At 66.1% G+C, this 25,846-nt stretch carries 22 protein-coding genes; 11 read left to right on the top strand and 11 right to left on the bottom strand.

Going from position 1 to position 25,846, the window contains the following annotated elements; genetic code table 11:
- The first annotated feature begins 3 nt into the window (after positions 1-3).
- The 5 genes from HUW10_RS16655 to topA are packed head-to-tail and all read left to right on the top strand — an operon-like array spanning position 4 to position 6,630.
- Positions 4-939: an aspartate carbamoyltransferase catalytic subunit gene (locus tag HUW10_RS16655; protein WP_174504490.1), complete on the top strand. Its 936-nt coding sequence runs from the start codon at positions 4-6 to the stop codon at positions 937-939.
- Positions 932-2,218 carry a dihydroorotase family protein gene (locus HUW10_RS16650; RefSeq protein WP_174504489.1) on the top strand — a complete coding sequence of 429 codons (1,287 nt, stop codon included), beginning with the start codon at positions 932-934 and terminating at the stop codon, positions 2,216-2,218. Before HUW10_RS16655 ends, HUW10_RS16650 begins: the two co-directional genes overlap by 8 nt.
- Positions 2,215-2,793 (top strand): glycerol-3-phosphate 1-O-acyltransferase PlsY, encoded by a 579-nt coding sequence (gene plsY / locus HUW10_RS16645; RefSeq protein WP_174504488.1) that lies wholly within the window; start codon positions 2,215-2,217, stop codon positions 2,791-2,793. Before HUW10_RS16650 ends, plsY begins: the two co-directional genes overlap by 4 nt.
- Positions 2,790-3,911, top strand: coding sequence for a DNA-processing protein DprA (dprA, locus tag HUW10_RS16640; RefSeq protein ID WP_174504487.1), 1,122 nt, complete (start codon positions 2,790-2,792; stop codon positions 3,909-3,911). The genes plsY and dprA overlap by 4 nt, the downstream gene beginning before the upstream one ends.
- 19 nt (positions 3,912-3,930) lie before the next feature.
- Positions 3,931-6,630 carry a type I DNA topoisomerase gene (topA, locus tag HUW10_RS16635; protein ID WP_174504486.1) on the top strand — a complete coding sequence of 900 codons (2,700 nt, stop codon included), beginning with the start codon at positions 3,931-3,933 and terminating at the stop codon, positions 6,628-6,630.
- A 24-nt stretch (positions 6,631-6,654) separates the two neighbouring features.
- Here the strand turns inward: topA and HUW10_RS16630 are convergent, their stop codons facing one another.
- Positions 6,655-7,731, bottom strand: a complete 1,077-nt coding sequence (locus HUW10_RS16630) for an anhydro-N-acetylmuramic acid kinase (protein WP_174504943.1) — start codon at positions 7,729-7,731, stop codon at positions 6,655-6,657.
- A gap of 99 nt (positions 7,732-7,830) precedes the next feature.
- On the opposite strand from HUW10_RS16630, the gene HUW10_RS16625 reads away from it, so the two are divergent.
- Genes HUW10_RS16625 through HUW10_RS16615 form a run of 3 tightly spaced genes read left to right on the top strand, consistent with a single transcriptional unit; the run spans position 7,831 to position 10,803 of the window.
- Positions 7,831-9,072: a glycosyltransferase family 87 protein gene (locus HUW10_RS16625; protein ID WP_236656466.1), complete on the top strand. Its 1,242-nt coding sequence runs from the start codon at positions 7,831-7,833 to the stop codon at positions 9,070-9,072.
- 43 nt (positions 9,073-9,115) lie between these two features.
- The gene (tyrS, locus tag HUW10_RS16620) at positions 9,116-10,369 is read left to right on the top strand and encodes a tyrosine--tRNA ligase (protein ID WP_174504485.1); all 1,254 of its coding nucleotides are present in this window, start codon (positions 9,116-9,118) and stop codon (positions 10,367-10,369) included.
- On the top strand, positions 10,366-10,803 hold the full coding sequence (locus HUW10_RS16615) for a SufE family protein (RefSeq protein ID WP_174504484.1): 438 nt from the start codon (positions 10,366-10,368) through the stop codon (positions 10,801-10,803). The genes tyrS and HUW10_RS16615 overlap by 4 nt, the downstream gene beginning before the upstream one ends.
- On the opposite strand, the gene HUW10_RS16610 is transcribed toward HUW10_RS16615, so the two are convergent.
- The gene (locus tag HUW10_RS16610) at positions 10,798-11,787 is read right to left on the bottom strand and encodes a glycosyltransferase family 2 protein (RefSeq protein ID WP_174504941.1); all 990 of its coding nucleotides are present in this window, start codon (positions 11,785-11,787) and stop codon (positions 10,798-10,800) included. The two genes, HUW10_RS16615 and HUW10_RS16610, sit on opposite strands and share 6 nt — an antisense overlap.
- A 138-nt stretch (positions 11,788-11,925) precedes the next feature.
- Entirely contained in the window at positions 11,926-13,401 is a 1,476-nt protein-coding gene (locus HUW10_RS16605) for a DUF2142 domain-containing protein (RefSeq protein WP_174504483.1), read from the bottom strand.
- A 203-nt stretch (positions 13,402-13,604) separates the two neighbouring features.
- Between HUW10_RS16605 and HUW10_RS16600 the strand changes: the two genes are divergently transcribed.
- Genes HUW10_RS16600 through HUW10_RS16590 form a run of 3 tightly spaced genes read left to right on the top strand, consistent with a single transcriptional unit; the run spans position 13,605 to position 16,377 of the window.
- Positions 13,605-14,453, top strand: a complete 849-nt coding sequence (locus tag HUW10_RS16600; protein WP_174504482.1) for an undecaprenyl-diphosphate phosphatase — start codon at positions 13,605-13,607, stop codon at positions 14,451-14,453.
- Positions 14,453-15,631 carry an MFS transporter gene (locus HUW10_RS16595; RefSeq protein ID WP_174504481.1) on the top strand — a complete coding sequence of 393 codons (1,179 nt, stop codon included), beginning with the start codon at positions 14,453-14,455 and terminating at the stop codon, positions 15,629-15,631. Before HUW10_RS16600 ends, HUW10_RS16595 begins: the two co-directional genes overlap by 1 nt.
- Positions 15,628-16,377 (top strand): GDSL-type esterase/lipase family protein, encoded by a 750-nt coding sequence (locus tag HUW10_RS16590; protein WP_174504480.1) that lies wholly within the window; start codon positions 15,628-15,630, stop codon positions 16,375-16,377. Before HUW10_RS16595 ends, HUW10_RS16590 begins: the two co-directional genes overlap by 4 nt.
- Before the next feature lie 42 nt (positions 16,378-16,419).
- On the opposite strand, the gene HUW10_RS16585 is transcribed toward HUW10_RS16590, so the two are convergent.
- The 8 genes from HUW10_RS16585 to HUW10_RS16550 all read right to left on the bottom strand — a co-directional run bounded on the left by HUW10_RS16585 (position 16,420) and on the right by HUW10_RS16550 (position 25,557).
- Positions 16,420-17,982, bottom strand: a complete 1,563-nt coding sequence (locus HUW10_RS16585) for a lysine--tRNA ligase (protein ID WP_174504479.1) — start codon at positions 17,980-17,982, stop codon at positions 16,420-16,422.
- A gap of 86 nt (positions 17,983-18,068) precedes the next feature.
- Positions 18,069-18,734, bottom strand: coding sequence for a hypothetical protein (locus HUW10_RS16580; RefSeq protein ID WP_174504478.1), 666 nt, complete (start codon positions 18,732-18,734; stop codon positions 18,069-18,071).
- 81 nt (positions 18,735-18,815) lie between these two features.
- The gene (locus HUW10_RS16575; protein ID WP_174504477.1) at positions 18,816-19,991 is read right to left on the bottom strand and encodes a restriction endonuclease; all 1,176 of its coding nucleotides are present in this window, start codon (positions 19,989-19,991) and stop codon (positions 18,816-18,818) included.
- A 283-nt stretch (positions 19,992-20,274) separates the two neighbouring features.
- A complete protein-coding gene (locus HUW10_RS16570; RefSeq protein ID WP_174504476.1) occupies positions 20,275-20,811 on the bottom strand; it encodes a hypothetical protein in 537 nt (178 codons plus the stop codon).
- A 312-nt stretch (positions 20,812-21,123) separates the two neighbouring features.
- Positions 21,124-22,383 (bottom strand): hypothetical protein, encoded by a 1,260-nt coding sequence (locus HUW10_RS16565; RefSeq protein ID WP_217425401.1) that lies wholly within the window; start codon positions 22,381-22,383, stop codon positions 21,124-21,126.
- A 172-nt stretch (positions 22,384-22,555) separates the two neighbouring features.
- Positions 22,556-23,098, bottom strand: a complete 543-nt coding sequence (locus HUW10_RS16560) for a GNAT family N-acetyltransferase (RefSeq protein ID WP_174504474.1) — start codon at positions 23,096-23,098, stop codon at positions 22,556-22,558.
- A 233-nt stretch (positions 23,099-23,331) separates the two neighbouring features.
- Positions 23,332-23,952: a Crp/Fnr family transcriptional regulator gene (locus tag HUW10_RS16555; RefSeq protein ID WP_174504473.1), complete on the bottom strand. Its 621-nt coding sequence runs from the start codon at positions 23,950-23,952 to the stop codon at positions 23,332-23,334.
- A gap of 654 nt (positions 23,953-24,606) precedes the next feature.
- The gene (locus tag HUW10_RS16550; protein ID WP_174504472.1) at positions 24,607-25,557 is read right to left on the bottom strand and encodes an HNH endonuclease; all 951 of its coding nucleotides are present in this window, start codon (positions 25,555-25,557) and stop codon (positions 24,607-24,609) included.
- Positions 25,558-25,846 lie beyond the last annotated feature (289 nt).

Raw genomic sequence — 25,846 nt, 5'->3', positions numbered from 1 at the left:
GTCATGCGGTTGCCGACGCGCCATCTCCTGGGAATCGAAGGTCTTCACCCGCGCGACATTTCCGCCCTGCTCGACCTCGCCGAGAGCTACGTGCTGCTCAACCGGTCGGGCAAGACGCGGCGGGACGTGCTGCGCGGCCGGACCCTGATCAACCTGTTCTTCGAGGATTCCACCCGCACCCGCACGAGCTTCGAGCTCGCCGGCAAGCGGCTCGGCGCCGATGTGATCAACATGTCGGTCTCGACCTCCTCGGTCTCCAAGGGCGAGACCCTGCTCGACACCGCGGCGACGCTGAACGCGATGAACTGCGACCTGCTGGTGGTCCGCCACAAGGCCTCCGGCGCGCCCGCGCTGCTCGCCCAGAAGGTGGATGCCGCGGTGATCAACGCCGGCGACGGGATGCACGAACACCCGACCCAGGCGCTGCTCGACGCGCTGACGATCCGCCGCAACAAGGGCACGCTCGCCGGCCTCACCGTCGCCATCTGCGGCGATATCGCGCATTCCCGCGTCGCCCGCTCGAACCTGCTGCTGCTCACCGCGATGGGCAGCCGGGTGCGCGTGGTTGGCCCGCCGACGCTGATCCCCTCGGGGATCGATCAGTTCGGCGCCACCGTGTTCCATGACATGCGCGAGGGCCTGCGCGACGCCGACATCGTGATGGCGCTGCGGTTGCAGACCGAGCGGATGAGCGCCGGGCTGATCCCCAGCGCGCGCGAGTTCTTCACCTTCTACGGGCTCGATGCCGCGAAGCTCGCCGTGGCGAAGCCGGACGCGCTGGTGATGCATCCCGGCCCGATGAATCGCGGCGTCGAGATCGACAGCCAGGTGGCCGACGACCCCACCCGCTCGGTGATTCGCGAGCAGGTGGAAATGGGCGTCGCCATCCGCATGGCGGTGCTCGACGTGCTGGCCCGGACGGCGCTCGCCCATGCATGACACGCCCCCCGACACGCTGATCCGCGGCGCGCGGATCGTCGATCCCGCCACCGGCCACGACGCGGTGGGCGACCTGCTGGTGCGCGACGGCGTCATCGCCGATTTCGGCGCCGGTCTCGGCCGGCCGGATGGGGCGGTGATGATCGACGCCGGCGAGCAGATCCTCTGCCCCGGCCTGGTCGATGCCCGCGCCTCGCTCGGCGAGCCCGGCTATGAATACCGCGAGACCATCGCCACCGCCGCCGAGGCCGCCAATGCCGCCGGCATCACCACCATCGCCGTGCTGCCGGACAATATCCCCGCCACCGACGACCCGGCGCTGGTCCGCGCCCTTGCCGGTGCAGGGGCAGCGACCGGGCGGCTCACCATCGCCCCCTACGGCGCGGCGACGCGCGGCTGCAAGGGCGAGATGATCGCCGAATACGGCCTGCTGCGCGCGGCCGGCGCGGTCGCCTTCTCCGATGGCGCGCGGGCGATCGGCCCGGCCGGGCTGATGCGCCGCGCCCTGTCCTACGCGCGCGGCTTCGGCGCCATGATCGTCCAGCATCCGGAGGAGCCGAGCCTTGCCGCCGGCGGTGCGGCGACCGCCGGGGCACGGGCGACGCTGATGGGCCTGCCCGGAATCCCGGCCTGCGCCGAGGCGATGATGGTCGCGCGCGACATCCGCCTTGCCGAACTCACCGGCGGCGCGGTGCATTTCGCCCATGTCTCGACCGGCGAGGCGCTCGACCTGATCCGTGGCGCGAAACGGCGGGGCCTCGCGATCACCTGCGACACCGCGCCGCCCTATTTCGACCTCAACGAGAACGCGATCGGCGATTTCCGCACCTATGCGAAGCTGTCGCCGCCGCTGCGCAGCGAGGCCGACCGCCTCGCCGTCTGCGCCGCTCTGGCCGATGGCACGATCGACGCCGTGGTCTCCGACCACCAGCCGCGCGACGCCGACGACAAGCGCCTGCCCTTCGCCGAGGCCGCCCCTGGCGGCGCCGGCCTCGCCACCCTGCTCGCGGTGACGCTGGCGCAGGTGCAGTCCGGCGGGCTCGGGCTGATCGCGGCACTCTCCCTGCTGACCGACCGGCCGGCGCGGCTGTTCGGGCTGGATGCCGGGCGCATCGCCCGCGGTGTCGCGGCCGATCTCTGCCTGTTCGCCCCCGAGCGGCCCTGGCGGATCGAGGCCGGCGCCCTGCCCGGCAAGGCGCAGAACACGCCCTTCGACGGACGGCCGGTCGAAGGGGTGGTCAGCTTCACGTGGAAGGCCGGGCGGCGGGTGCACGGATGATCGCGCTGTACGCCCTGCTCGGCTACCTGCTCGGTTCGATCCCCTTCGGCCTGCTGCTCACCCGCGCGGCCGGGCTCGGCGATGTGCGGCGGATCGGCTCGGGCAATATCGGTGCGACCAACGTGCTGCGCACCGGGCGCAAGAGCCTCGCCGCGCTGACCCTGCTGCTCGATGGCGGCAAGGGCGCCGCCGCCGTGCTGCTCGCCCGCCATGCCGGCGGCACGGCCGCCGATCTCGCCGCGCTGTTCGCGGTGATCGGCCATCTCTACCCCGTCTGGCTCGGCTTTCGCGGCGGCAAGGGGGTGGCGACCGGGCTCGGCGTGCTGCTCGCCCTCGTCTTTCCGGTCGGCGCCGCCTGCTGCCTGATCTGGCTCGCCATGGCGTTCTGGCGGAAGATTTCCTCCCTCGCCGCGCTGACCGCCTTCGCCGCGGCCCCGCTGCTCGCCCTGCTGTCCGGGCGCTTCCATGCGGCGCCGGTCGCCCTCGCCATCGCCGCCCTCGTCGTCTTCAAGCACCGGGCGAACATCGCGCGGCTGCGCGCCGGCACCGAGCCGAGGATCAGGCTGTCGGCGTGAGCGATCCGGCGACGCTTCTGCGCCTGATCCGCACCGAGGGCGTGGGGCCCCAGACCTTCCGCCGCCTGCGCGAGCGCTTCGCCAGCCCCGCGGAGGCGCTGGACGCGCTGCCCGGCCTCGCGCGCATGGGCGGGCGGCGGGGCGCCCTGCGGATTCCCGCTCCCGCGGACATCCACCGCGAGCTCGACCGCCATGCCGAACTCGGCGCAAGGCTGCTCTTTCTCGGCGATGCGGATTATCCGCCGCTGCTCGCCTTGCTGCCGGACGCGCCGCCGGTCATCGCGGTGAAAGGCGACATCGCCCTGCTTCATCGCCAGATCGTCGCCGTGGTCGGCGCACGCAACGCCACGGCCAATGGACGGCGGATCGCCGCGGACATCGCCGGCGAGATCGCCGCCGCCGGGCATCCGGTGGTCTCCGGCCTCGCCCGCGGGATCGACGCCGCTGCCCACGCGGCGGCGCTGCGCGAGGGCACCACCATCGCGGCCATTCCCGGCGGGCTCGACATGGTCTACCCGCCCGAACACCGCGACCTGCAGGCCCGCATCGCCGAGGCTGGCGCCGTGGTGGCCGAGGCGCCGCCCGGCACCGCACCGCTCGCCCGGCATTTCCCCAAGCGCAACCGCATCATCGCCGGCCTCGCCCTCGGCGTCGTCGTCATCGAGGCGGCGCTGCGCTCGGGCAGCCTGCTCACCGCCCGCTTCGCGCGCGACTATGGCCGCGAGCTGTTCGCCGTGCCCGGCTCGCCGCTCGACGAGCGCGCCCGCGGTGGCAACGAGCTGATCCGCCAGGGCGCATGGCTTGCCGAATCAGCCGCCGACATCCTCGCCAACCTGCCGCCCCGGCCCGGCGCGCTGTTTCCCGACGCGCGGATCGCCGCCCCGCCCGCCGGCCTCGCCGAGCCGCCGATGGCGGAGCCCGAGCCGGGCGACGCGCTCGACCGCGCCCGACGCGAAATCCCGCCGCTGCTCTCCGCCAGCCCGGTCGGTGTTGACGAACTGGCACGGCACTGCCAGTTCTCCACACCGATCATTGTTGCCGTGCTGGCCGAGCTTGAACTTGCCGGCCGGATCGAAACCCTGCCGGGCAACCGGGTCTGTCTGCTCTCAGAGTGCTGAACGGGACACCGCGCTAGACATGAATGCCATCGTCGTCGTTGAATCTCCGGCCAAGGCCAAGACGATCAACAAATATCTCGGCGACGGGTTCACCGTCCTCGCCTCCTTCGGCCATGTCCGCGATCTGCCGCCGAAGGATGGCTCGGTGCGCCCGGACGAGGATTTCGCGATGTCGTGGGAGGAGGATGCCCGCGGCGACCGCCAGGTGGCCGCCATCGCCAAGGCGCTGAAAGGGGCGGACACGCTCTACCTCGCCACCGACCCGGATCGCGAGGGTGAGGCGATTTCCTGGCATGTCCGCGCCATGCTCGAGGCGCGCAACGTGCTCAAGGGCAAGCAGGTCCACCGCATCACCTTCAACGAGATCACCAAATCGGCGGTGCAGGCGGCGTTGCGCGCCCCGCGCGACCTCGACACGCCGCTGATCGAAGCCTATCTCGCCCGCCGCGCGCTGGATTATCTGGTCGGCTTCACTCTCTCGCCGGTGCTCTGGCGCAAGCTGCCCGGCAGCAAGAGCGCCGGGCGCGTGCAGTCGGTCGCGCTGCGGCTGATCTGCGAGCGCGAGGCCGAGATCGAGCTGTTCCGCCCGCGCGAATACTGGACGATCGAGGCCGAGTTCCGCACCCCCGCCGGCGCGCCGTTCCGCGCCCGCCTCACCCATCTCGACGGCCGCAAGCTCGACCAGTTCGACCTTGCGGACAAGGCAGCGGCCGATGCGGCGAAGGCGGCGGTCGAACGCGGCACCTTCAGCGTCGTCTCGATCGAGAAGAAGCGCGTCCGCCGCAACCCGCCGCCGCCCTTCACCACCTCGACCCTGCAACAGGACGCCTCGCGCAAGCTGCATATGACGGCGCAATCCATCATGCGCACCGCCCAGCAGCTCTACGAGGGGGTGGAGATCGGCGGCGAGACGGTGGGCCTGATCACCTACATGCGAACCGACGGCGTGCAGATGGCGCGCGAGGCGATCACCGCCGCCCGCGACCAGGTGAAGAACGCGTTCGGTGCGAACTACCTGCCCGCCGCCCCGCGCGAATACCAGTCCAAGGCGAAGAACGCGCAGGAAGCCCACGAGGCGATCCGCCCGACCGATTTCGCCCTTACCCCCGAGCGCGCCGCCCGCCATCTCTCGCCCGAGCAGGCGCGGCTGTATGAGCTGATCTACAAGCGCGCCCTCGCCTCGCAGATGCAGTCGGCCGAGCTGGACCAGACCACGGTCGAGCTTGCCGATGCCGCCGGCACCACCCTGCGCGCCACCGGCTCGATCCTCGCCTTCGACGGTTTCCTCAAGCTCTACCGCGAGGGCATGGACGAGGACCCGGAGGACGAGACCGCGCGGCTGCTGCCGCCGATGGCGAAATCCGACCCGCTCGCCAGCGGGCCGGTGGCCGCCGAGCAGCATTTCACCCAGCCGCCGCCGCGCTTTTCCGAGGCCACCCTGGTCAAGCGGATGGAGGAGCTCGGCATCGGCCGGCCCTCGACCTATGCCTCGATCCTGACCGTGCTGCGCGAGCGCAACTATGTGCGGATGGAAAACCGCCGCTTCATCCCCGAGGATCGCGGCCGGCTGGTCACGGCCTTCCTGGTCGGCTTCTTCGGCCGGTACGTCGAGACCGGCTTCACCGCCAATCTGGAGGAGAAGCTCGACGAGGTCTCCGACGGCCGGCTCGACTGGCGGGCGGTGATGCGGGATTTCTGGGCCGACTTCTCCGGCGCGGTCGAGCAGATCAAGGATCTCAAGATCTCCGACGTGATCGACGCGCTGGACGAGGATCTCGGCCCGCATTTCTTCCCCGCCCGCGAGGACGGGTCGGACCCGCGGGTCTGCCAGGCCTGCGGCAGCGGCCGGCTCGGCCTGCGGCTCGGCCGCTTTGGCGCGTTCATCGGCTGCTCGAACTATCCCGAATGCCAGTATACCCGCCGCCTCGCCGTCGAGGGCGGCGAGGAGGAGGGCGAGCAGCTGCGCGACGGGATGAAGCAGCTCGGCGAAAATGCCGAGGGGATTCCCGTCACGCTGCGGCGCGGCCCCTATGGTCTCTATGTCCAGCTCGGCGAGCCCGATCCGGAGGACAAGAAGGCGAAGCCCCGCCGCGCCGCCCTGCCGCGCGGGATGACCGGCGAGGCGATCACGCTGGAGCAGGCGATCGGCCTGCTCTCGCTGCCGCGCGTGATCGGCGTGCATCCGGAGACGAAGCAGGAGATCCAGGCCGGCATCGGCCGGTTCGGCCCGTATGTGAAGATGGGCCCGATCTTCGCCTCGCTCGACAAGGATGACGACGTGCTGGCCGTCGGCCTCAACCGCGCGGTGATGGTGCTGGCGAAGAAGCAGGAAGGCATCCGCGATCTCGGCCCGCACCCGAAGGACAGCGAGAGCGTGACCGCGCGCAAGGGCCGCTTCGGCCCCTATGTCCAGCATGGCAAGACGGTCGCGACCCTGCCGCGCGGCAGCGAACTCGGCACGGTGACGCTGGAGGAGGCGGTCGCCCTGCTCGCCGAGAAGGGCAAGACGCTGGCGCCGCGCGGCCGCAAGGGCGCCAAGCCCGCAGCAAAGTCGCCCACAGCAAAGTCGCCCACAGCAAAGTCGAGGGACGCGGCGGCGCCGAAGGCCGCCAGCGCGAAGCCGAAAGCCGCCGCGAAGCCGAAGGCCGCTGCGAAACCGAAGGCGGCCGCCACCAAGGCAAAGCCCGCCGCCCGCAAGGCCGCGCGCTCCGGCGGCTGAGCCGCCCGCTTCCGGTTCCGACTCCTATTCTGACTCTGGGCCGGGCCGGACGATCCGCCCGCCCGCGAGCGGCGCGGGCACGCCGGTCGTCCCGGGCAGCGAGAGCGGCAGGCCGCGCAGGGCGCGAACCGCGAGAAACCCGAAACACTGCGCCTCCAGCGCATCGCCATCCCAGCCCACCGCCTCGACCGGCTCGACCGGGGCGGCGAAGTGCCGGCGCAGCGCCGCCATGATCGCGGCATTGTGCCGTCCGCCGCCGGCCACCAGCACGCGCAGCGGCGGCGCCGGCAGCGGCGAGGCCGCGATCGCCGCGGCGGTGAAGGCGGCGAGCAGCGCCGCCCCGTCCGCGGCGGACAATCCCTCCGTCGCCGCCGCGAGGCGGGTGGAGAAATGCAGCCGGTCGAGCGATTTCGGCGCCGGCCTCGCGAACCAGGGATCGTCCATCAGCCGCGCGAGACGCCGCTCATCCAGACGCCCGGCGGCGGCCAGCGCGCCGTCAGCGTCGAAGGCGGCGCCGGTGGCGCGCTGCACCCAGTCGTCCAGCGGGCCGTTGCCGGGCCCGGTGTCGCAGGCCAGTACCTCGCCCGCCGGGCCGAGCCAGGTGATGTTGGCGACCCCGCCGATATTGACCACCAGCAGCGGCTTCTCCAGCGCCTCGGCAAGGGCGGCGTGGAACAGCGGCGCGAGCGGCGCGCCCTGCCCGCCGGCGGCGACATCGGCGCTGCGGAAATCATGCACCACCGGCAGCCGCGTCTTGTGGGCGAGATGCGCCGCATCGCCGATCTGCCAGGTCCGCCGCCGGTCGGGGTCGTGCAGGATGGTCTGGCCGTGGAACCCCACCACATCGGCCCGGCTCGCCACCATCGCCACCGCCTCGGCATGGCGGTCGGCCAGCAGGCGGTCGAGCGCGCGGAGTTCCGGGTCGTCGGCCGGCAGTCCGGGGGCGGCGTCGAGCAGGGCGCGCAGCCGGGCGCGGAGCGGCTCCTCGTAGAACAGCGTGGCCGAGCGGCCGGTAGCGAGGATGCGCTCGCCATCGGTCCGGATCACCGCGGCATCGACCCCGTCGAGCGAGGTGCCGCTCATCAGGCCGATCGCGTGCAGCGCGGCGCCGTCGTTAGCGGTCTGGAAACCTGTTTCGGGCATGCTTCGCTTATCCGCCGCGGCGGCGGGGTTTACAAGAACCGGAGCAAAGGATCGGACGTGGAACCTCGCGCGGCGCGCGGCAGCTTCCGCCCGGCGGTCAACGGGCGCACCTTCCTGCCCTGGCTGTTGCTCGGCATCGCGAGCCTGGCCTGGCTGTCGCCGGCACGGGCGATGCTCCATGTGCTGGGCGTGATCGCCGCCGCCATGTTCGAGGGGAAGCAGGTGGTGCCGGCGGTGCTGCCGAGCGATTTCTTCGCCTTCTGGCCGGCCGCGCATATCGCCGTCTCGGCCGCGCCGGCGAGCCTCTATACGCCGTTCCGCTTTCTTGGCTGGACGGCGGCGCATGTAGGGGCGGGGCTGCCGGGCTTCATGCAGTTCTTCTACCCGCCGCCGGCGCTTCTCGCGATGCTGCCGCTGGCCCCGCTCGCGCCCGGCGCCGGCCTGCTGGTGTGGACGATCCTGATCGCCCTGCCCTGCCCGTTCCTGCTACGCCGCGCCGGCGCGCCATGGCCGGTCATCGCGGCGGGGCTGCTCGGGCCCGCGTCGCTCATCGGCGTGTCGATCGGTGAATTCGGCCCGCTCTCGGGCTGCATCTTCATCGCCGCACTCGCCGCGGCGTCGGCCCGGCAACCGGCGGCGGGCGCGCTGTTCGGGCTGCTCTCGCTCAAGCCGCAGGCCGGGCTGCTCGGCCCGGTGGTGCTGCTCGCGCGCGGCGACTGGCGGGGCCTTGCCACCGGCGCAGCACTGGCAGCCGCCCTGGCCGCCGCGATCACCCTGATCACCGGCCCGGCGATCTGGGCGGCCTGGCTCGGCCCGGGCATGGCGGCGGCGCACGCCCATCTCGTCGCCCCGTTCCCGGCGCGCTACGAGCTGAACGGTGTGTCGGTGTTCTGGATGGCGCGCAGCCTCGGCGCCAGCGTGGCGCTTGCCGGCGCGGCGCAGGCCGCCGCGGCACTGGCCGCCGCGACCTGGTGCTGGCGGGCCTGGCGAGTTCCAGCGCCGGACCCGGTCGCCCGCGCCTCGCTCACCGTCTGCCTCACCCTGCTCGTCACGCCCTACGCCTATGTGAACGATATGGCCGCGCTTTCGGTGATGACCGCCTGGCTCGCCTGGCGGCGCGGCCGGCTGGAGCCGGCGGATGTGCTGCTCTGGCTCTGGCCGGTGCTCGGGCCGCTGCTGGCGAGCCTCGCGCATGTCGAGGCCGCCCCGCTGGCGATCCTGCTCGGCGCCCTGCGCGCCGCGCGTGCGACGGGCGGAATTGGCACGCCGGCCCCCGCGTGCTACCCCGCGCCCATCTGAAGACAAACGGGCCGGTTGCGGCCACCCCGACCACGGCGGAACCATGATCATGACCGATACCGGCGATTTCCTGCGCGAGGCAGAAGCGCGCGGCTACATTTTCCAGTGCACCGACACCGAAGGGCTGCGCGAGGCGATGCGTGCCGGCCCGATCGCCGGCTATATCGGCTTCGACTGCACGGCCGACAGCCTGCATGTCGGCCACATGATCCAGATCATGATGCTCCGCCTGCTGCAGAAGCACGGGCACAAGCCGGTCGCCATTCTCGGCGGCGGCACCACCCGCATCGGCGACCCCTCCTTCCGCGAAGAAGCCCGCCAGCTCCTCACCGAGGAACAGATCGCGCTGAACATGGCCGGCATCCGCGACAACATCGCCGCCTATCTGCGCTTCGGCGACGGTCCCTCCGACGCCGTCATGGTCAACAATGCCGACTGGCTGGATACGCTCGGCTATATCGACCTGCTGCGCGAGGTCGGCGTGCATTTCAGCGTCAACCGCATGCTGTCCTTCGACTCGGTCCGCTCGCGGCTGGAGCGCGAACAGGGGCTGACCTTCCTCGAATTCAACTACTCGATCCTGCAGGCCTATGATTTCCGCGAGCTGAACCGCCGCTACGGCGTGGTGCTCCAGATGGGCGGGTCGGACCAGTGGGGCAACATCGTCCAGGGCATCGACCTCGTCCGCCGCACCGACGCCAAGCAGGTCTATGGCCTGACCGCGCCGCTGATCACCACCGCCTCGGGGGCGAAGATGGGCAAGACCGCGGCCGGCGCCGTCTGGCTCTCGGCCGCAAGGCGCAGCCCGTTCGACTACTGGCAGTTCTGGCGCAACACCGAGGATGCGGATGTCGGCCGCTTCCTGCGCCTGTTTACCGACCTGCCGCTCGACGAGATCGCCCGGCTGGAGGCGCTGCAAGGGGCCGAGATCAACGAGGCGAAGAAGATCCTCGCCACCGAGGCGACCGCGCTCTGCCACGGGCGCGCCGCCGCCGAGGCCGCGGCCGAGACCGCGCGCCGCACCTTCGAGGGCGGCGAGGCGGCGGAAACCCTGCCGGGGATCGATATCCCCGCCGCCGAGCTTGCAGCCGGCATTCCCGCCTTCGCCCTGCTGGTGAAAGCCGGGCTCGCCGCCAGCAACGGCGAGGCGCGCCGGCTGATCCGCGGCGGCGGCGCGCGGCTCAACGACGCCCCGATCGCCGAGGAGGCGCACATGGTCACCCTCGCCGACGTGATCGACGGCGCGGCCAAGCTCTCGTCCGGCAAGAAGCACCACCGCCTGGTCCGCCCGGCATGAGCGCGCCGCCCTTCGTCACCCCCGCGCAGGAAAGCGCTGCCGCGGCGATCGCCGCCCTGCATGACGAGCTGTTCCTGTTCGATGACTGGATGGACCGCTACCAGTTCATCATCGAACTCGGCCAGGCGCTGCCCGCCTTCCCCGAGGCGCTGAAGACCGACGACCGGCTGGTGCCCGGCTGCCAGAGCCGGGTCTGGCTGGAGCCGAAGCTCGCGGATGGGAAGCTCTATTTCGCCGGCGCGTCGGACGCCGCGATCGTCAGCGGCCTCGTCGCCATGCTGTTGCAGGTCTATTCCGGCCGCCCCCCGGCGGAGATCCGCGCCACACCGCCGGTTTTCCTCAAGGAATGGGGGCTGATCGGCGCCTTGTCCGGCAATCGCGGCAACGGCGTCGCGGCGATGTCCGAACGCATCCAGCGCTTCGCCGCCTCATGAGTCCGGCGCGCTCCCGCCGATGACTTCGCGCACGATGTAGAGCGGCCGCTGCTTGCTCTCCTCGTAGAGCCGGCCGAGATATTCGCCGATCATGCCGAGGGCGATGAGCTGCACCCCGCCGAGGAACAGGATGGCGACCAGCAGCGAGGGATAGCCCTGCACCGGGTTGCCATAGACCAGCTTGCGAAAGATCGTCACCGCCGCGTAGACGAAGGCGAAGACCGAGACGGCGAAGCCGAGATAGGAAGCCAGCCGCAGCGGCGCGCTGGAAAACGAGGTCACCCCCTCCAGCGCGAAATTCCACAATTTCCAGTAGGTCCAGCTGGTCCGCCCGGCATGGCGCGGGGCGCGGTGATAGGCGATGGTGGTGGTGCGGAAGCCGATCCAGGCGAACAGTCCCTTCATGAACCGCCGCCGCTCCGGCAGCCGCTTCAGCGCCTCCAGCGCCGGCCGGGCGATCAGCCGGAAATCCCCGGTATCGCGCGGGATCGGCACATCGCTCAGCCGGTTCATCACCCGGTAGAACATGTGCGCGGTCCACCGCTTCACCGCGCCGTCGCCCTCGCGCGAGACCCGCGTGGCGTTGACCACGTCATAACCCTCGCGCCATTTCGCCAGCAGCGCGGGAATCGCCTCGGGCGGGTCCTGCAAATCGGCGTCGAGTGGAACCGCCACCGCGCCGCGCGCATGGTCGAGCCCGGCGGTCAGCGCCGCCTCCTTGCCGAAATTGCGCGACAGGTCGATCACCCGCACCCGCGCATCGCGCGCGGCGAGGCCGAGCAGGGCGGCGAGCGTCGCATCCCGGCTGCCGTCATTGACGCAGACCAGCTCCCAGCTCTCGCCGCTGCCATCGAGCACGGTGGCGAGCCGCTCGTAGAGCGGCGCCACATTGCCGGCCTCGTTGTGAAACGGCACGACGACCGAAACCGTGACCGGGCTTGCCTGTGCCGACACGACATGTCCCTTTCCTGCGCCATGCGCCATGCGCCATGCGCCATGCGCCATGCGCCATGCGCCGTGCGACCGCGCGCGCCGCGCAGAGGCCGGCGCCATCACAACCATAACGCGAGTGATTTCCTTTTATCGGCAAACCGGCGCCGCGGCAAACGGCGCCTGCACGGCTCAGTAAAAGATCCGGGCCAGGATCTGCGGCAACACGGCGAGATTGGCCAGCGCCATCACCGCCGCCGGCAGCGCGGCCAGCGTCTCGATCGCCTGACGCGAAGCCACCGTGCCCGGTCTCCAGCCCGGTCCGGGCCGCAGGAAAAGCAGAAACGGCAGGATCACCAGGAAATAGCGCCCCTGGATACCGTCGATCCGGTCGTACCCGGTATAGGTCCAGCTCAGATAGACCGCGAGCATCATCGCCAGCACGCCGCCCAGCACCAGCAGCGCCGCGAACCCGGCATCGCCCGCCGAGCGACGGTCGGCGGGGCCGGCCAGCATCGTGCCGAGGAGTGCCACGAGCAGGGCGAGGCTCCAGCCCTGATAGTCCCATCGGGGCAGTATGACCGAGAGCCAGCCGAGTGTGCCGATCGCCTCGCGCAGGTAGAGCGGCGCGTTGGCGGCGAGGGCGTGGAGGGGCAGCAGGGCCACCGCAAGCGGATGCGCGATCAGGCTGCGCAGGCCGGCGGCCGGATCGATCGTGGTCAGCCACAGGTCGTGCCGGCCGGGCCAGAGCGGCCCCGGATGGTAGGGGGCGACGTGATAGATGGGCGCCGCCGAGACATGATGCGCCACGCCGAGCCAGACCAGCGACGGCACCGCCAGCAGTGACAGCCGGGCCAGAACGGCGCGCCAGCGCGGCTGCGCCAGCGGCAGCAGGCCGATGAACAGCAGCGGCATGTAGGGCGGCTTGGTCATGATCATCAGCACGAGCAGCGCGGCGGCGAGCCAGCGCCGGGCGGGCTCACGCTCGGGATCGCTTGTCAGCAGCGCCGCCGCGAGCGCGGCCGCGCCGATCATCTGGCCATCGACGTTGAACGAGGCGGCGAGCGACACCGTCATCGGCAGCATCAGCATCGCGAACAGCAGGGCATGCCCCCAGCGCGCCAGCGCCAGCGCCGCCGCCCCCATGGCAAGAAACGCCGCCAGCATCAGGACCCGGCCGAGCAGCACCGTCCGCCAGGGCGACAGGCCGGCGAGCCAACCGGCGCCGAGCCCGATCGTCGCCGGCAGGAACAGCGCCGGAAAATACGCAACGGTGTTCGGACAATCCATGAGCGTCGTGCGACCGGACCACCTTACCGCCCGCGCCTGTGCCATCTGCGCCTGCGAGACCCGCTTGTTGCCTTCCCCGTTCTCCAGCATCAGCTGCCAAATACGGACGACGGCGGCGTTGTTGGTCACCGCGGAAGAGACATGGTGCTGGAGGGGATCTATCACCCGATGGCCGAGAAGCTGGCCATAGAGCAACCCATCGGCCCGCGCCATCTGACACGGCTCGTCGGCCACCTGGCCGATCGGCACGAGGAACGCGAGTTCCGTGCCGGTCGCCAATCCGAAACAGAGGAACAGCGCAACCAGTCTTCGCGGCCGGGCGAGCGCAGAGACCAGACGGCACAGGGGCTGAAACATCCGCAGCGGAGAGATCGACAATGGTGGTTTCCAAATTCAGCAATGCGGCGCCGGCACGCTCACGTCAGACCGCGAAAAACGGCTCCGGATAATGACGGAACTATGTGCGGCGGATGAAGGAATGGCAAGCCGGGCGGCGCCGGGTTGGCGGCCGCCACCCGGCCGCGTTGCCTTTGCGCCACTTGTTTGCCAAGGAAGCCGCACCCTCAACCGCCGGAGCCGCCATGACCCTGCTGACCGCAATCCTGTTCGCCTTCCTGCAAGGCGCCACGGAACTCTTTCCCGTCTCCAGCCTTGGCCATGTCGTGATCGTCCCCGCCCTGCTGCACTGGCGGATCGACCAGGCCGCGCCGTCCTTCCTGCCCTTCGTGGTGCTTCTGCATGTCGGCACCGCGACGGCGCTGCTGCTCTATTTCTGGCGTGAATGGTGGGCGATGTTCACCGGCCTGCTCGGCCGCGGCGACCCCGGCGAGGTCGATGCCCAGCGCGGCCTGCTGCTGCGCCTCGTCGTTGCCACGCTGCCCGCCGTGATCATCGGCTTCGCGCTGAAAAAGCCGATCCAGCATCTCTTCGCCAGTCCCGAAATCGCCGCCGCCTTCCTCATCGCCAACGGCGCGGTGCTGGTGATCGGCGAAAAGCTGCGTCGACGCCGCACCGGGAACGGGTTCGGCATCGGCCAGATGACGCTGCGCGACGCCGTGATCATCGGCCTGTTCCAGTGCCTCGCCTTCCTGCCCGGCCTGTCGCGCTCGGGCTCGGCGATCGTGGGCGGCCTGACCCGCGGGCTCGACCACGAGGCCGCCGCCCGCTTCGCCTTCCTGATGGCGACCCCGGTGATCGCCGGCGCCGCCGTGGTCGAGGTGCCGCATCTGCTGCACCACGCCGCCGCCGCGCGGGGCATGTTCGGCACCGCCGTGATCGCCGCCATCGTCGCCGGGGTGGTGGCGTATCTCTCGACCGCCTTCCTGATGCGCTATTTCCGCGATCACGACCGCTGGGCGCTCGGCCCCTTCGCCTTCTACTGCGCCGTTCTCGGCGGGCTGAGCCTGATCCTGATCCCGGCCGGCATCTGATGGCAACGGCGCGCCCCGACATCGCCCGCCTGATGGGCGCGCGCGGGGCGCGCAGCATCGCCCAGGGCGCGCTGGTGGTCGATTTCGCGCTTTATGTGACCAGGCTCGGCTGGAGTGCCACGCTGCTTGGCGTTGTCTTCGCCCTGTCGATCCTGTTCGCCGTTGCGGTGACGACGCTGGTCGGCCCCGCCAGCGACCGCTTCGGCCGCAAGCGCTTCGTCCTCGTCTACGAGGCGATCTCGGTGATTGCGTCGCTGATCGGCCTGCTGACCCAGGCGACGCTGCCGCTCGCCTTCGCCGCGGTGATCGGCGGCTTCGGCCGGGGTGCGAACGGCGCCGCCGGCCCCTTTGCGCCGGCGGAACAATCCTGGCTGTCCGGCCTGATCGAGAAGCGGGAGTTCGGCACGGTGCTGTCGCTCAACACCGCGATCGGGTTTTTCGGCATGGCCATCGGCGCCGTGCTGGCTGGGCTGATCGGCGCGGCGCGGCCGATGTTCGCCCTGCCGCTCGCGGCCTCGCTGATCGCAACCCTGCTGCTCGCCCTCACCCCCGATCCGCCACGCCTGCCTGAAGCCGCCCGGACCGAGGGGCACGAGGCCGTCTCGAAGGCGGAGAACAGCCTGCTGTGGAAACTCGCCGGGCTCAATGTTCTCAACGGCACCGGGATCGGCCTGTCCGGCCCGTTCATCTCCTGGTGGTTCGCCGCCCGCTTCCATGCAGGGGCTGCCGCCATCGGCCCCGCGCTCGCGATCGCCTTCGCCGCGGCCGGGATCGCGGCACTGACCACCGGGCGGCTGACCCGGCTTCTCGGCACGGTGCGGGCGGTGGTGCTGATGCGCGGGATCGGGCTGGTCAGCCTGTTCGCCCTGCCCTTCGCGCCGAGCTTCGGCGTGGCACTGGTCATCTACGCCCTGCGCTCGGCCTTCAACCGCGGCACGGCCGGGGCGCGCCAGGCGGTCGCCCTCGGCATTGTGCGCAGCGAGCGGCGGGGGCTTGCCGCCAGCGTCAACACGATCTCGGTGCTCATCCCGCGCGGCGTCGCCCCGGCGCTGGCCGGCGTGCTGTTCGAGTCCGGCGCCCTCGCCGCACCCTTCCTGCTCGCCGGGCTGTTCCAGGGGGCGTATCTGTTCTTCTATCCTCGCGTCTTCGGGCGCCACGATCCATCGAGGTCCGCATGATCCTTCGCCTCTGCCTGCTGCTGGCATTGCTTGTTCCGCTCACCGCCCAGGCGCATGTCAATCTTGCCGCCGCGCCGATCGGGCGGATGGACCTGCCCTGGTGGCGGCAGCGTTTCGAGCACACGAGGCAGGAGGCGCGCGCGCATCCCAATGCGCGGCTGGTCTGGCTCGGCGATTCGATCACCGAATACTGGCATCGCGAGGGGAAGCACCCCTACCAGCAGATCCTGCCGATCTGGCGGCATTATTACGGGCGTTACGACGCGCTGAATTTCGGCCTGATCGGCGACACCACGGCGAGCGTGATCTGGCGGATCGACCATGGCGAGTTCGCCGGCCTGCATCCGAGACTCGTCGTGCTGCTGATCGGCGCCAACAATCTCGGCCGCACCCATTGGGGGGCCGGGCAGACGGTGCCGGGAATCGAGGCGGTGGTGGATGATCTGCACCGCCATGTTCCCCGCGCGCATGTGCTGCTGCTCGGCATCCTGCCCTCGATCCGCTCGGCGTGGATCAGCGCGCAGACGCGGACAATCAACGCGGCTCTCGCCCGCCACTATGCCGCAAGCTCGCTCGTCACGTTCCGCGATGTCGGGCATGTGCTGGAGACCGGCGGCCGCCCCGACCCGGCACTCTATGTAGATCCGCGGATGCACCCCCCCGAGCCCGCGCTGCACCCGGATGCCGAGGGCATGCGCCGGATCGCCGCCGCGTTGCAGCCGACGATCGAGCGGCTGATGCGCTGACCTGAACGGCGCCCGCGATCAGGCCCGTGATCAGGCCCGCGATCAGGAGAGGGCGAGGCCCTGTTCGATCAGGCCGATCGTGGGGGCGATGCCGTACAGGGCGATGAAGCCGCCGAAACGCGGGCCCTCGGTCTGGCCGAGCAGGACCTGGTAAAGGCAGCCGAACCATTCGCGCAGGCTGGCGAAGGGGTGGCGCTTGCCGATGTCGTAGAGCAGGTTCTGCAGGGCTTCGGCGTCGGCATCATCGGGGATGGTTTTCAGAGCATCCGCGAGGTCGAGCAGGGCGGCGCGCTCCAGCTCGGTGGGGGGGCGGTATTGCTTCGCCGGCTTGATGAAATCCTGATAGTAGCGGACCGCGAAATCGACCAGCCGGGCGAGGAAGGGGGCGGTGTCCGGCGTTGCCTCGGGCCGGTAGGCGCGGATGAAGCCCCAGAGCAGGTCGGGGGTTTCGGCGTTCACCACCGAGGCGAGGTTGAGCAGCATGGCGAAGGGGATCGGGCTGCTCGACGCGGTGGGGATGTCGCCGCCATGGATGAACCAGGCGGGATTGTCCTCCGCCCTACCCTTGCCTTCGCGCAGATTGTCCTGGTGGGTCAGGTATTCGTCGGTGGCGCGGGGGATGACGTCGAAATACAGGCGCTTGGCACGCTGGGGCGAAGCGAACATGAACTGGCCGAGGCTTTCGGCCGGGGCATAGGTCAGCCATTGCTCGACCGAGAGGCCGTTACCCTTCGACTTGCTGATCTTCTGGCCGTGTTCGTCGAGGAACAGCTCGTAGGTGAAGCTTTCGGGCGGCTCGCCGCCGAGGGCGCGGACGATGGCGCTGGAGAGACGGACGGAATCGATCAGGTCCTTGCCGGACATTTCGTAGTCCACCCCGAGGGCGAACCAGCGCATCGCCCAGTCCGCCTTCCATTGCAGCTTGGCCCCGCCATCGAGGATCGAGGTTTCGTGGAGGATGCCGGTTTCCGGATCGCGCCAGGTGACGGTTGCGGCATCGACATCGACCTCGTCGATCGCGACCTGCATGACCTGGCCGGTGCGCGGGTGCAGCGGCAGGATGGGCGAATAGGTGGCGCGGCGCTCGGGGCCGAGGGTCGGGCGGATGATGTCGCGGATGACATCGTGCTTCGCGGCGACGGCGCGCAGCGCGTCGTTGAAGCGGCCGGAGGTGTAGTATTCGGTGGAGGAGGCGAATTCGTATTCGAAGCCGAAGGAGTCGAGGAAGGCTTGCAGCCGGGCGTTGTTGTGGGCGCCGAAGCTCGGATGGGTGCCGAAGGGGTCGGGCACGCGGGTGAGCGGCTGGCCGATGAATTCGCGCAGCATGTCCTGCTGCGGAACATTGCCGGGGACTTTGCGCAAGGCGTCCATGTCATCGGAGAAGGCGAGCAGCTTCGAGGGCAGGCCGGTGAGTCTGGTGAAGGCGAGCCTGATCCAGGAGGTGCGGGCGACCTCCATGAAGGTGCCGATATGCGGCAGGCCGGACGGGCCGTAGCCGGTTTCGAACAGGGCCGTGGATTTCCCCGATTTGTGCAGGCGGTGGACGACGCGTTCGGCTTCGCGGAAGGGCCAGCTCGTGGGGGTATCGGCTTCGGACTGTGTCATGCGTTGCGTTTAGGATTGGCGCGCGGCCGGGTCAAACGCTTGAATCGGGCATGGGTGTGCGGCCGGGCGCGGGGGGCGCCGGATCGTCAGGTGCGGAGGCGGTGTGGGGGGATGAAGCGGCGGTCCGGCGGGCGGGGCCAGGGGGTGACTGGCTTGCCGCCGGGCGCAGGCGCCTGGTGCGGGGCGGCCAGGTTCATGCGGGTGTAGGTCGCCGCCGAAGCGGGATCGGGCGCGGGATCGGGCGCAAGATCGGGCACGGGTTTGGGCGCGGGTTTGGGCCGTGGTTTGCGCTTGCGGGGCGGCAGCGCGAGGATGGGCGGCAGGCGGAGGCCGAGCGTGTGGCAGAGCGGGCGGAGGATGCGGCCGGCGGTGGGGGTTGCGGCGATGAAGCCCTGCATGTCCGGCGCATCGAGCAGGGCGCGGAGCTGCGGCGCGAGGGCGGCGGCGGCGGGAAAGGTTTGCCGCAGCCAGCCGAAATCGCGCGGCAGGGGCGAGCGCGCGGCGGCGCGTGGCAGAGGTGAGCGCGCGGCGGCGCGGCCTGGACGGCGGGCGCGATGGCGCGGCGACGCGGGCGGCCTGGCGGCGAGGGATTCGAAGCGGGCGCAGAGGCGGCGCAGGCGGGACCAGGCGAGAACGGTGACCGGGCCGCCGCGGCGGCAGCGCATGCCCTCGGCGGCGACGCAGGCGCAGAGTGCGGCGATGAAGCCGACGAAGCGGAGCAGAAAGCCCTGCGGTGCGGCTTCGGTTGTCATTTTTTCTAACAAGCACGATCGGCGGGGGGTAGGCAAGGAGCATGCGCAGGCGGGAAGGTGGTTGACAGGGCTGGCCCTGCTTCAGGCGAGGGCGGGGTTTGCCACTTCCTGATAGGCCTCGGTGATGCGGAGATTGTATTCGTCGAGATAGTTCTGGAGTTCGACGCGGTCGATCAAGGCGATGCCGGCGGCGTTGGCGAGGTCGGTTGCGGATCTGGTGAAGTAGGCGTTGGTGACGACGATGGCGTCGTCGCAGGCGTAGACGTTGCGGGCGGAGATCGCGTCCTGCACGGCGGCGGCGGCGACGCTGCCGGACTCGCTGATCGCGTGGATGACGACGCGTTTGCCGAACTGGGCGCCGAACATCACGCTGCCGCGATCGCCGCCGGGCCGGGTTTCATCGATTTCGAAGCCGGCGATCCTGAACAGGGCGGCGAGGAATTTTTCGAAATCATCGGTGTTCATCGCATCGACATGGGCGATCGAGACGGTGCGGTCGGGGTCGAAATGAACCAGCCGGGCATCGAGGCGCTGGACCAGGAGATCGAGATGAATGGCTTCGCAGATGTCCAGCACGTCCCTGACACGCTGGCGGGGCAGCAGGGGCGTTCCGTAGGTCGTCGCGGCGCGATCGTTGAAGGGCAACTCGGGATGCCTGATGTTGCTGGACCACAGGACATGGAGAAAGAGGCAGAGGTCGTTCCTGAAGCGGGGGCCGGTTTCGGCGATCCATGATTTCAGCGTCTCGCGCAGGCTGTCCCGGACATGGGGCACGGACTCCAGGCAAAACGCGCGGTAATCCTCGCTGAAACGGGTGGTGAGCAGAAGCTTGCCGAAGAGTTCCGGCGCATCGCGCAATTCGGCGAAGCCTTTGCGGACCAGGATTTCGCGGAAGATGGCGGTATCCGAGTGATTGTCGTTCGCCGCCGGGTCGGTCAGGGCGGCGAGTTCGAGCCCAGCTTCGCCGGAGCCGGCGATGGCGATGAAATTGGCGAAATAGGGGATCCGGAACCGGGCGTATTTTTGCAGGATGTTGTTGCGCGCGGTGTCGAGCCGGGCCTGGTTTCGCCGCTTCAGGAGCAGGCGAAGGAGCAGGTTTCTGGGCCGGTATTGAAATTCGGGGAGGAAGGCGGGATCGAGCGGGATCTGCGCCGCCGCTTCGCCCGACGCGGGCTCATCGGCGTCATGCGCCGCCGGGCACCACGGGCATTCGGTTTCGAAGGAGGTTTTCCCGCAATCGATGCATCGATAGATCAACGCCATCTCCCCTGGAGCACGTGCCGATCCTTTTGGAGCGGGTGTCGCGCCCTGTTTCATTGATATCGCGAGCATGCTGATCCGGTCAGATGAGCTCGGCCGACCGGGTGATGCTCTAACCCACCGCGAGAGGTTTTACCCTAGCCGGTGCGGGCTGAGAATGGCGGGAGATGGGAAAAAACGTCCAATATTATAGCGTTTTCAGGTTTTTATTGTTTTGTTTATGATTGTTGAGATGAGCGACAAATATCCGGGATGGCTTTCAGGGTTAGATTCTGGCGGCTCAGGTGTTGGACGGGTGGGCCGATATTTCCATGCCGATCTGCACGCGCCCGGCGGTTCTGGCGCACAGGCGCCGGGCGTAGGCGTCCTGGCCGGGGGAGACGGCCTTGCCGTCGACGAGAAGGAAGTGGCCGCTGATCGGCTGGAAGTGAAACAGGCCGACTGCCGTATCATTGATATATATGAATTTTACTATGTTTGAACTGTACGACATGTCGACAATGAGGCGGCAGGCGTTTTGGGACACGTTTGCGATTTTTACCTTGTAATCATTTATGCTTATGGGCGTGACAATGATATGAAGGTGTTTCGATCTGTGATTTATATAATCTATTGTATGTATAAATTGTCCGGTTCCCATATACATCAAGTCCAGCGACTGATAAAAATAGGCTATACTCTTTCTGCCGTTGAAACGATAATGAGTGAAAGAATACAGATTTCCAAAATAAGCATATTCGACGAAAACGATGATTGGAAGCGTAATAATTATTCCGATAAAAAAACCAAAAAATAGCCATTTTATTGTATCTTGCACGACCGACTCCGTTTCATTCTTTGGTTTTTGTAGCGTTTTTATATTGGAATCGTGTATATATTTTAATATTATTAACAAACTTATACAGTTTTTCTATGAATGATTAGGTCGCTAAGGATTTGCGGTGGGCGGGCGACGCGATGGACTGCGGCGCGCGTGGCGGAAACGGGAATAGAGCCCAGAGCAGTTTCCGATTCTTTCGGATTGGATGTCGTGCTCTATCCTGTTGATAAACCCAGCGTCTTTATCCGATCAGATGATTCCATCTGATTGGACGATGGTCTGGACAACAAGATGAGGCGAGACGCGGCATCAGGTACGAGCCGGGGCAAAAAGTCCGGTCAGATGAAAGCAGGCATAAAGAGGCCAGGCGGTAATGAGGAGGCCCGCACCGTCGATATATCGTTGGGCGGGGAAAGCGACGAGGCAACCGAGGATGCCGGTGCCGATCGTGTACGCGGCGGTCAGTCCGAAGAGGAGACATGTGTCGCGCGGTTGCGGTGCGGGGTGGGTGACTGGCCGGCGCATGATGAGGATCAGCAGAAGTGCGGCGGCAGCCAGCACGAAGGGGAGGTTCAGCATCGTCATGCGTCCGAACAGCCGCGCGAGCGCACCGGCAATCCAGAGGACATAGATCACTTTTTCATGCCGGATGACGGCGAAGGAAAATGTCTGCATCTCGTGATTGAAAGCCACCCAGCTCTGCTGGGGCTGGCGGAGGGGAAGGACGGTCTCGCGGAGCATGACGTCATAATAGCGGGCGAAGATATCGAAATAACCGATCGCCTCGGAGGCGAGAGAGGCGTGACCGGTAGAATTCAGCGGCGTTGCCGGGATCTGGCGACTGCGGATGAGTTCGGATTTGCGGCTCAGGATTTCGGCTCCGATCGGGCGCAGCCTGGGGGGCAATTCCGCTTCGGTGGCCGGAGTGAGGATTTCAGCGGCGAGGCCGGAGATCTCGTAGCCGCCGAACGAAACAATGTTGAAACTATCCAGCGTTGCGAGACGGACGCTGGCAATGACAAGAAAGGGCAGCGCAAGTAACGCCGCCGTGCGGGTGGGCTGAAGCCAGTGCGCGCGGGATGTGTTGCTGCGTTGCTGGAGCCACGCGATGAGTATGGGGAGAACGACGATGAAGGGCAGTTGCGCGGGGTCGAGGAGATAGGCCGCACTCCCGAAGATACCGGCGCGGAGGGAGGCGAGGCGCGAGGCAGGGGCGATGGCGGCGTCGAGCGAGGCCGCGAGGGCGGCGAGGAGAGCCGCGCGGGCAAGGATTTCGGGAATTTCGGCGCGTCCCCAGATCAGCAGCATATTGCTGAGGGGAAAAGCTAGAGCAATCGCGGCGGCGGCGGCGGGCGATGCGCCGGCGCGACGGGATGAGGACGCCAGTTGAAACCCGGCGACGAGGAATAGCGAGACCTGCACCCAAGGCAGCAGGGCGGGAAACCGGCCGTCAAACGTGATGACCAGATAGACGATGCGATACAGCGGAAAGCGTGCACCGGCAAAGCACGCGATCCCCGAGCAAGGGGCGAGCCAGCTTGCAGTGTCACCCGTAATCCAGGGATGCATCAGACCAAAGCATGTCAGCAGAGACACCACGGCGACACTAACCGCCAGGCAAGTGGTTTGCCATGTGATGGTATTGCGGGGCATCGAGGCGGCCTTTCGGTGAATTTCTTTGAGGCGCTGCGGGAGCAGGTCCCGATCCCGCCGGATCGGATGGTGCGCTCTATCATGTCGGCTAACGGAGCAACATCTCCCGCCGCGGCGGGGGGAGACGATCGATGGCATAGACATGCCGCTCCCCTCTCTCTGCGCTTTGGATCGAGGTTTTGAATTCCATGCCCAGTTTTTTCAGAACGGAAATCGATCCCTCGTTTTCAGGCGAGGCTTGAGCAAGGAGGCGGCTTAATTGAAGTGTCTCCAGACCATACTCGATTTGACCACGTCCAATCTCGGTCGCGTATCCGCGCCCCCAGACAGCACGCCTGAGCACAAACCCGCATTCATAGTCCGGCTGGTTCAGGACGTTGCACGGGAGCAAACCTGCAAATCCGACGAACGCCGCAGTGTCGCGCTCAACAAGAATGCCTAACTTCCTGCCACTATGCGCATGGTCGAAATTGGCTTCGAAGAATGAGATCGACTGTTCAAAAGACATGGAGGCGCCCGCAAAGGCCATCTTCATCACGTCTGCGTCTGACAGCACATGGTCGTGCAGATGTTGAAGGTCGCCCGAAAGCGGGGTTCGCAAAACGAGGCGCGGGGTGGCGATAATGTCCATGGCTAAAACCGTTTCTGATGCTGATGGATCGGATGTAGTGCTCTATCATATTGATAAACAGCGCATCTTTATCCGATCAGGTAATCCATCCGGTTTGATGATGCTCTCGTTGTTTTGAGCGGCAAGGCTGCGGGGTGTGCGGTTGCGGATCAGGCCTGAAGCTAAGCCGAGATTGATTGCGGCTCCAGCTTTGACAGACACTCTTTACATCGACCCCACCAAATGTCGGGCTGTCACAAGCTGCCACATGAGTTCGGCGCCTGGGCGGTCAGCGCTACGGGCGGCGCGAGGGAGCCTGGCTCAGGCGTTCCCGAACCGGACTGGCAGGGGGGCGGGAGATGCTCGATCAGGCGGTCGGCGAGCATATTCAGCAGGTGAAGCGCGAAGCCAGGGTGCTGGAAATAAAGGCTCTGCATCCTGGTGGCGGAGAGCGCAAGCAGGGAGCAGTCGGTGCGCGCCGCCACGGTGGCGGTGTGTTGGCCGTGGCGCGAGAGAACCCCAAGCTCGCCCACGATGCTCCCCGGTCCGAGAGCCACGCCGAGGTCCGGCAGCACCAGTTCGCCGGTATCGACCCAAAACACTTCCTTCGCCGGGTCGCCACGGTGAAAGAGCGTGGCCCCCGCAGGCAGGTCGCGGCGCATTGTGTACGGGCGGAGGATGGCGACGTCGAAGGTGGCGTTGTCGGAGATGGAGGCACGCTGGAGCCGCAAGACTTGCAGCAAGCGCCACGCATTCATCGGCAGCAGGCAGGCGTGCAGGATCAGCACTGGGTAGAGGCGGCCCAGCGCGCCGTAGCTGATGAACAATATGTTGCTGAGCAGCGCGACCGAACGTAACGGGCGCATGGTCCGCATGCAGAAGGTCGCGAAGACCGCACCCGCAGCTGTGTATCCGAACAGGGCGATCAGATCAGACCTGTTTAGAAAAGATAAAATACTCAACGGCTGACCGACTGAACAGGTTTTGTCCGAATAGAACACAGAAACCTGATGCCGCTCACCTATATATTAGGATTACGTTGCTAAGATTAAAATATGTCTCCAATTCTAAATATACAAATTTTTGTTACTTTCCTGTATCAGCGATCGCGGCCATGAGACAGACGTGATGAAAGTGCCTCCTCGACAACGCAAGTAGGATTTCGGCCATTCCTGAAGCGGCGGGGTGGGCATTGGTGTGCTTGGGTATGAGCGGCGATGGAGACAAAGCCGCAACGGAAGCTGCCGGCGACATTTCCGTGGGGAGAGATCGAAGTCGCGTTCGATCAGCGATCGATGTCTGGGGCTCTTATTTTTAGTTATTTTGAGTGGCAGAACAAGTGTAGTTATCGTTGATGAGGAATCTCAGTCCAAGCTATGTTATATCCGTTTGTATTCGTGAACGAACCAATTCACCGCCTACTGAAATTACTCAACTATTTTTTCGGTCAGGCTGTAATTTCGTCCGTGAGGTCAGATTCAGAATAGAGAAATTTTCTGGAAACAAAGATATCAGGCGTAATTCAAAACTTAATTCAGACGACCGTGGCAATACTTATATTTTTTTCCAGTACCACAGAAACATTTCTCGTTTCGCCGAAGTTTTGGAGCACCGTTTTGGAACAAATTTGGGTAGACGCTGGATGCTTGCGGACGTTCCCTTTTAGATATTGAAAAATTCATCTTTGTTATGTGTACAGATCCTCCACCTACACCAATTGACAGATCTAAGCCCTTCACAAGAATAGCTATATCACATCCATCAAGCTCTGCTCCGCTAGTTTTTAATAACGTCTCTCTATTTTTTATAATTGTATCTCGTCCCTCTCTACATTCTATATTAAAATTTTTATATACCATATCTAGTTGCTCAATAATTAATCTTTTTGGAGGATCGACCCTGAGAACAAGATTAAACTTCCCTAATTGACTCCTAATTTTTAATTTTTGACCTATTATTTCAGCATCCCAGTTTGACACTGATATTTGAAATTCATTTTCGAAAATCTTTAACGTTTGGTCACCATTTTGATTATAAAGCGATGCATTTATACGGAATGCTTCACCGGGTTTTTGGGGTGGCAAAATAGAAAATACTTCTTCCTCATCAATCGTTAGAAGGGATCTAACATTTTTCGCTGTGATCGTACCAAGAACGATCTCTGGATGGGCTGTACCAATGTCTAGTTCTCCCCGAGAAAAATCAATCTGCTTGCAGCGAGGCGATTTAGCATGTAATAATAGGGTTTCGGTTGATAAAACTCCACGAGTCTTTCTGTCATGACATTTGCCGCAAAGTAGTATGATCTGCAATGGATCGTGTATCACTGCATCTCTGAATTCCGTACCAATATGATCAAATTGATAATAGGCGTTACCGCAGACAATACAGCCAAATCCATCTCTTTGTCGTATCTGGCGCTTAATTTCTGCAGGGATACTTCGGGGTAGATTGTACCGATTTACTACCAAACAACTCATCTCCTCTATTCAGTACGATGCTCCACAAACATTCAAATTTATGATCGAATCTAATCAATTTATAAATAAAAATCTAAATATAAATTAATTCAATAAATCATCATATATGCTTATTTCGTCTTAATGTTTTTTTTTAGTTTGCACATCATATGCAATCAAGAAAATTATGACGACATAAGGTGAACTTGCCGCACCTACAGCAAACAGTGGTATATTGTTAGAACCGACGACTGCGTTGCAATTTTTATAACAGAGCTGCCCCCCCTCCCCCGCCGCAGCAGCGGGGGGG

The organism is Acidiphilium sp. C61, from assembly GCF_905116885.1.
Taxonomy (GTDB): Bacteria; Pseudomonadota; Alphaproteobacteria; order Acetobacterales; family Acetobacteraceae; genus Acidiphilium.
This window is presented reverse-complemented; position numbering and strand designations above follow the sequence as displayed.

Coding starts and splice junctions, on each gene's coding strand:
- HUW10_RS16560 (WP_174504474.1), bottom strand. CDS start 23,098: ATGGACATTATCGCCACCCCGCGCCTCGTTTTGCGAACCCCGCTTTCG.
- HUW10_RS16580 (WP_174504478.1), bottom strand. CDS start 18,734: ATGACAACCGAAGCCGCACCGCAGGGCTTTCTGCTCCGCTTCGTCGGC.
- HUW10_RS16555 (WP_174504473.1), bottom strand. CDS start 23,952: ATGCGGACCATGCGCCCGTTACGTTCGGTCGCGCTGCTCAGCAACATA.
- topA (WP_174504486.1), top strand. CDS start 3,931: ATGAATGCCATCGTCGTCGTTGAATCTCCGGCCAAGGCCAAGACGATC.
- HUW10_RS16565 (WP_217425401.1), bottom strand. CDS start 22,383: ATGCATCCCTGGATTACGGGTGACACTGCAAGCTGGCTCGCCCCTTGC.
- tyrS (WP_174504485.1), top strand. CDS start 9,116: ATGATCATGACCGATACCGGCGATTTCCTGCGCGAGGCAGAAGCGCGC.
- HUW10_RS16595 (WP_174504481.1), top strand. CDS start 14,453: ATGGCAACGGCGCGCCCCGACATCGCCCGCCTGATGGGCGCGCGCGGG.
- HUW10_RS16610 (WP_174504941.1), bottom strand. CDS start 11,787: ATGGCGCATGGCGCAGGAAAGGGACATGTCGTGTCGGCACAGGCAAGC.
- HUW10_RS16585 (WP_174504479.1), bottom strand. CDS start 17,982: ATGACACAGTCCGAAGCCGATACCCCCACGAGCTGGCCCTTCCGCGAA.
- HUW10_RS16600 (WP_174504482.1), top strand. CDS start 13,605: ATGACCCTGCTGACCGCAATCCTGTTCGCCTTCCTGCAAGGCGCCACG.
- plsY (WP_174504488.1), top strand. CDS start 2,215: ATGATCGCGCTGTACGCCCTGCTCGGCTACCTGCTCGGTTCGATCCCC.
- HUW10_RS16655 (WP_174504490.1), top strand. CDS start 4: ATGCGGTTGCCGACGCGCCATCTCCTGGGAATCGAAGGTCTTCACCCG.
- HUW10_RS16650 (WP_174504489.1), top strand. CDS start 932: ATGCATGACACGCCCCCCGACACGCTGATCCGCGGCGCGCGGATCGTC.
- HUW10_RS16615 (WP_174504484.1), top strand. CDS start 10,366: ATGAGCGCGCCGCCCTTCGTCACCCCCGCGCAGGAAAGCGCTGCCGCG.
- HUW10_RS16550 (WP_174504472.1), bottom strand. CDS start 25,557: ATGAGTTGTTTGGTAGTAAATCGGTACAATCTACCCCGAAGTATCCCT.
- HUW10_RS16590 (WP_174504480.1), top strand. CDS start 15,628: ATGATCCTTCGCCTCTGCCTGCTGCTGGCATTGCTTGTTCCGCTCACC.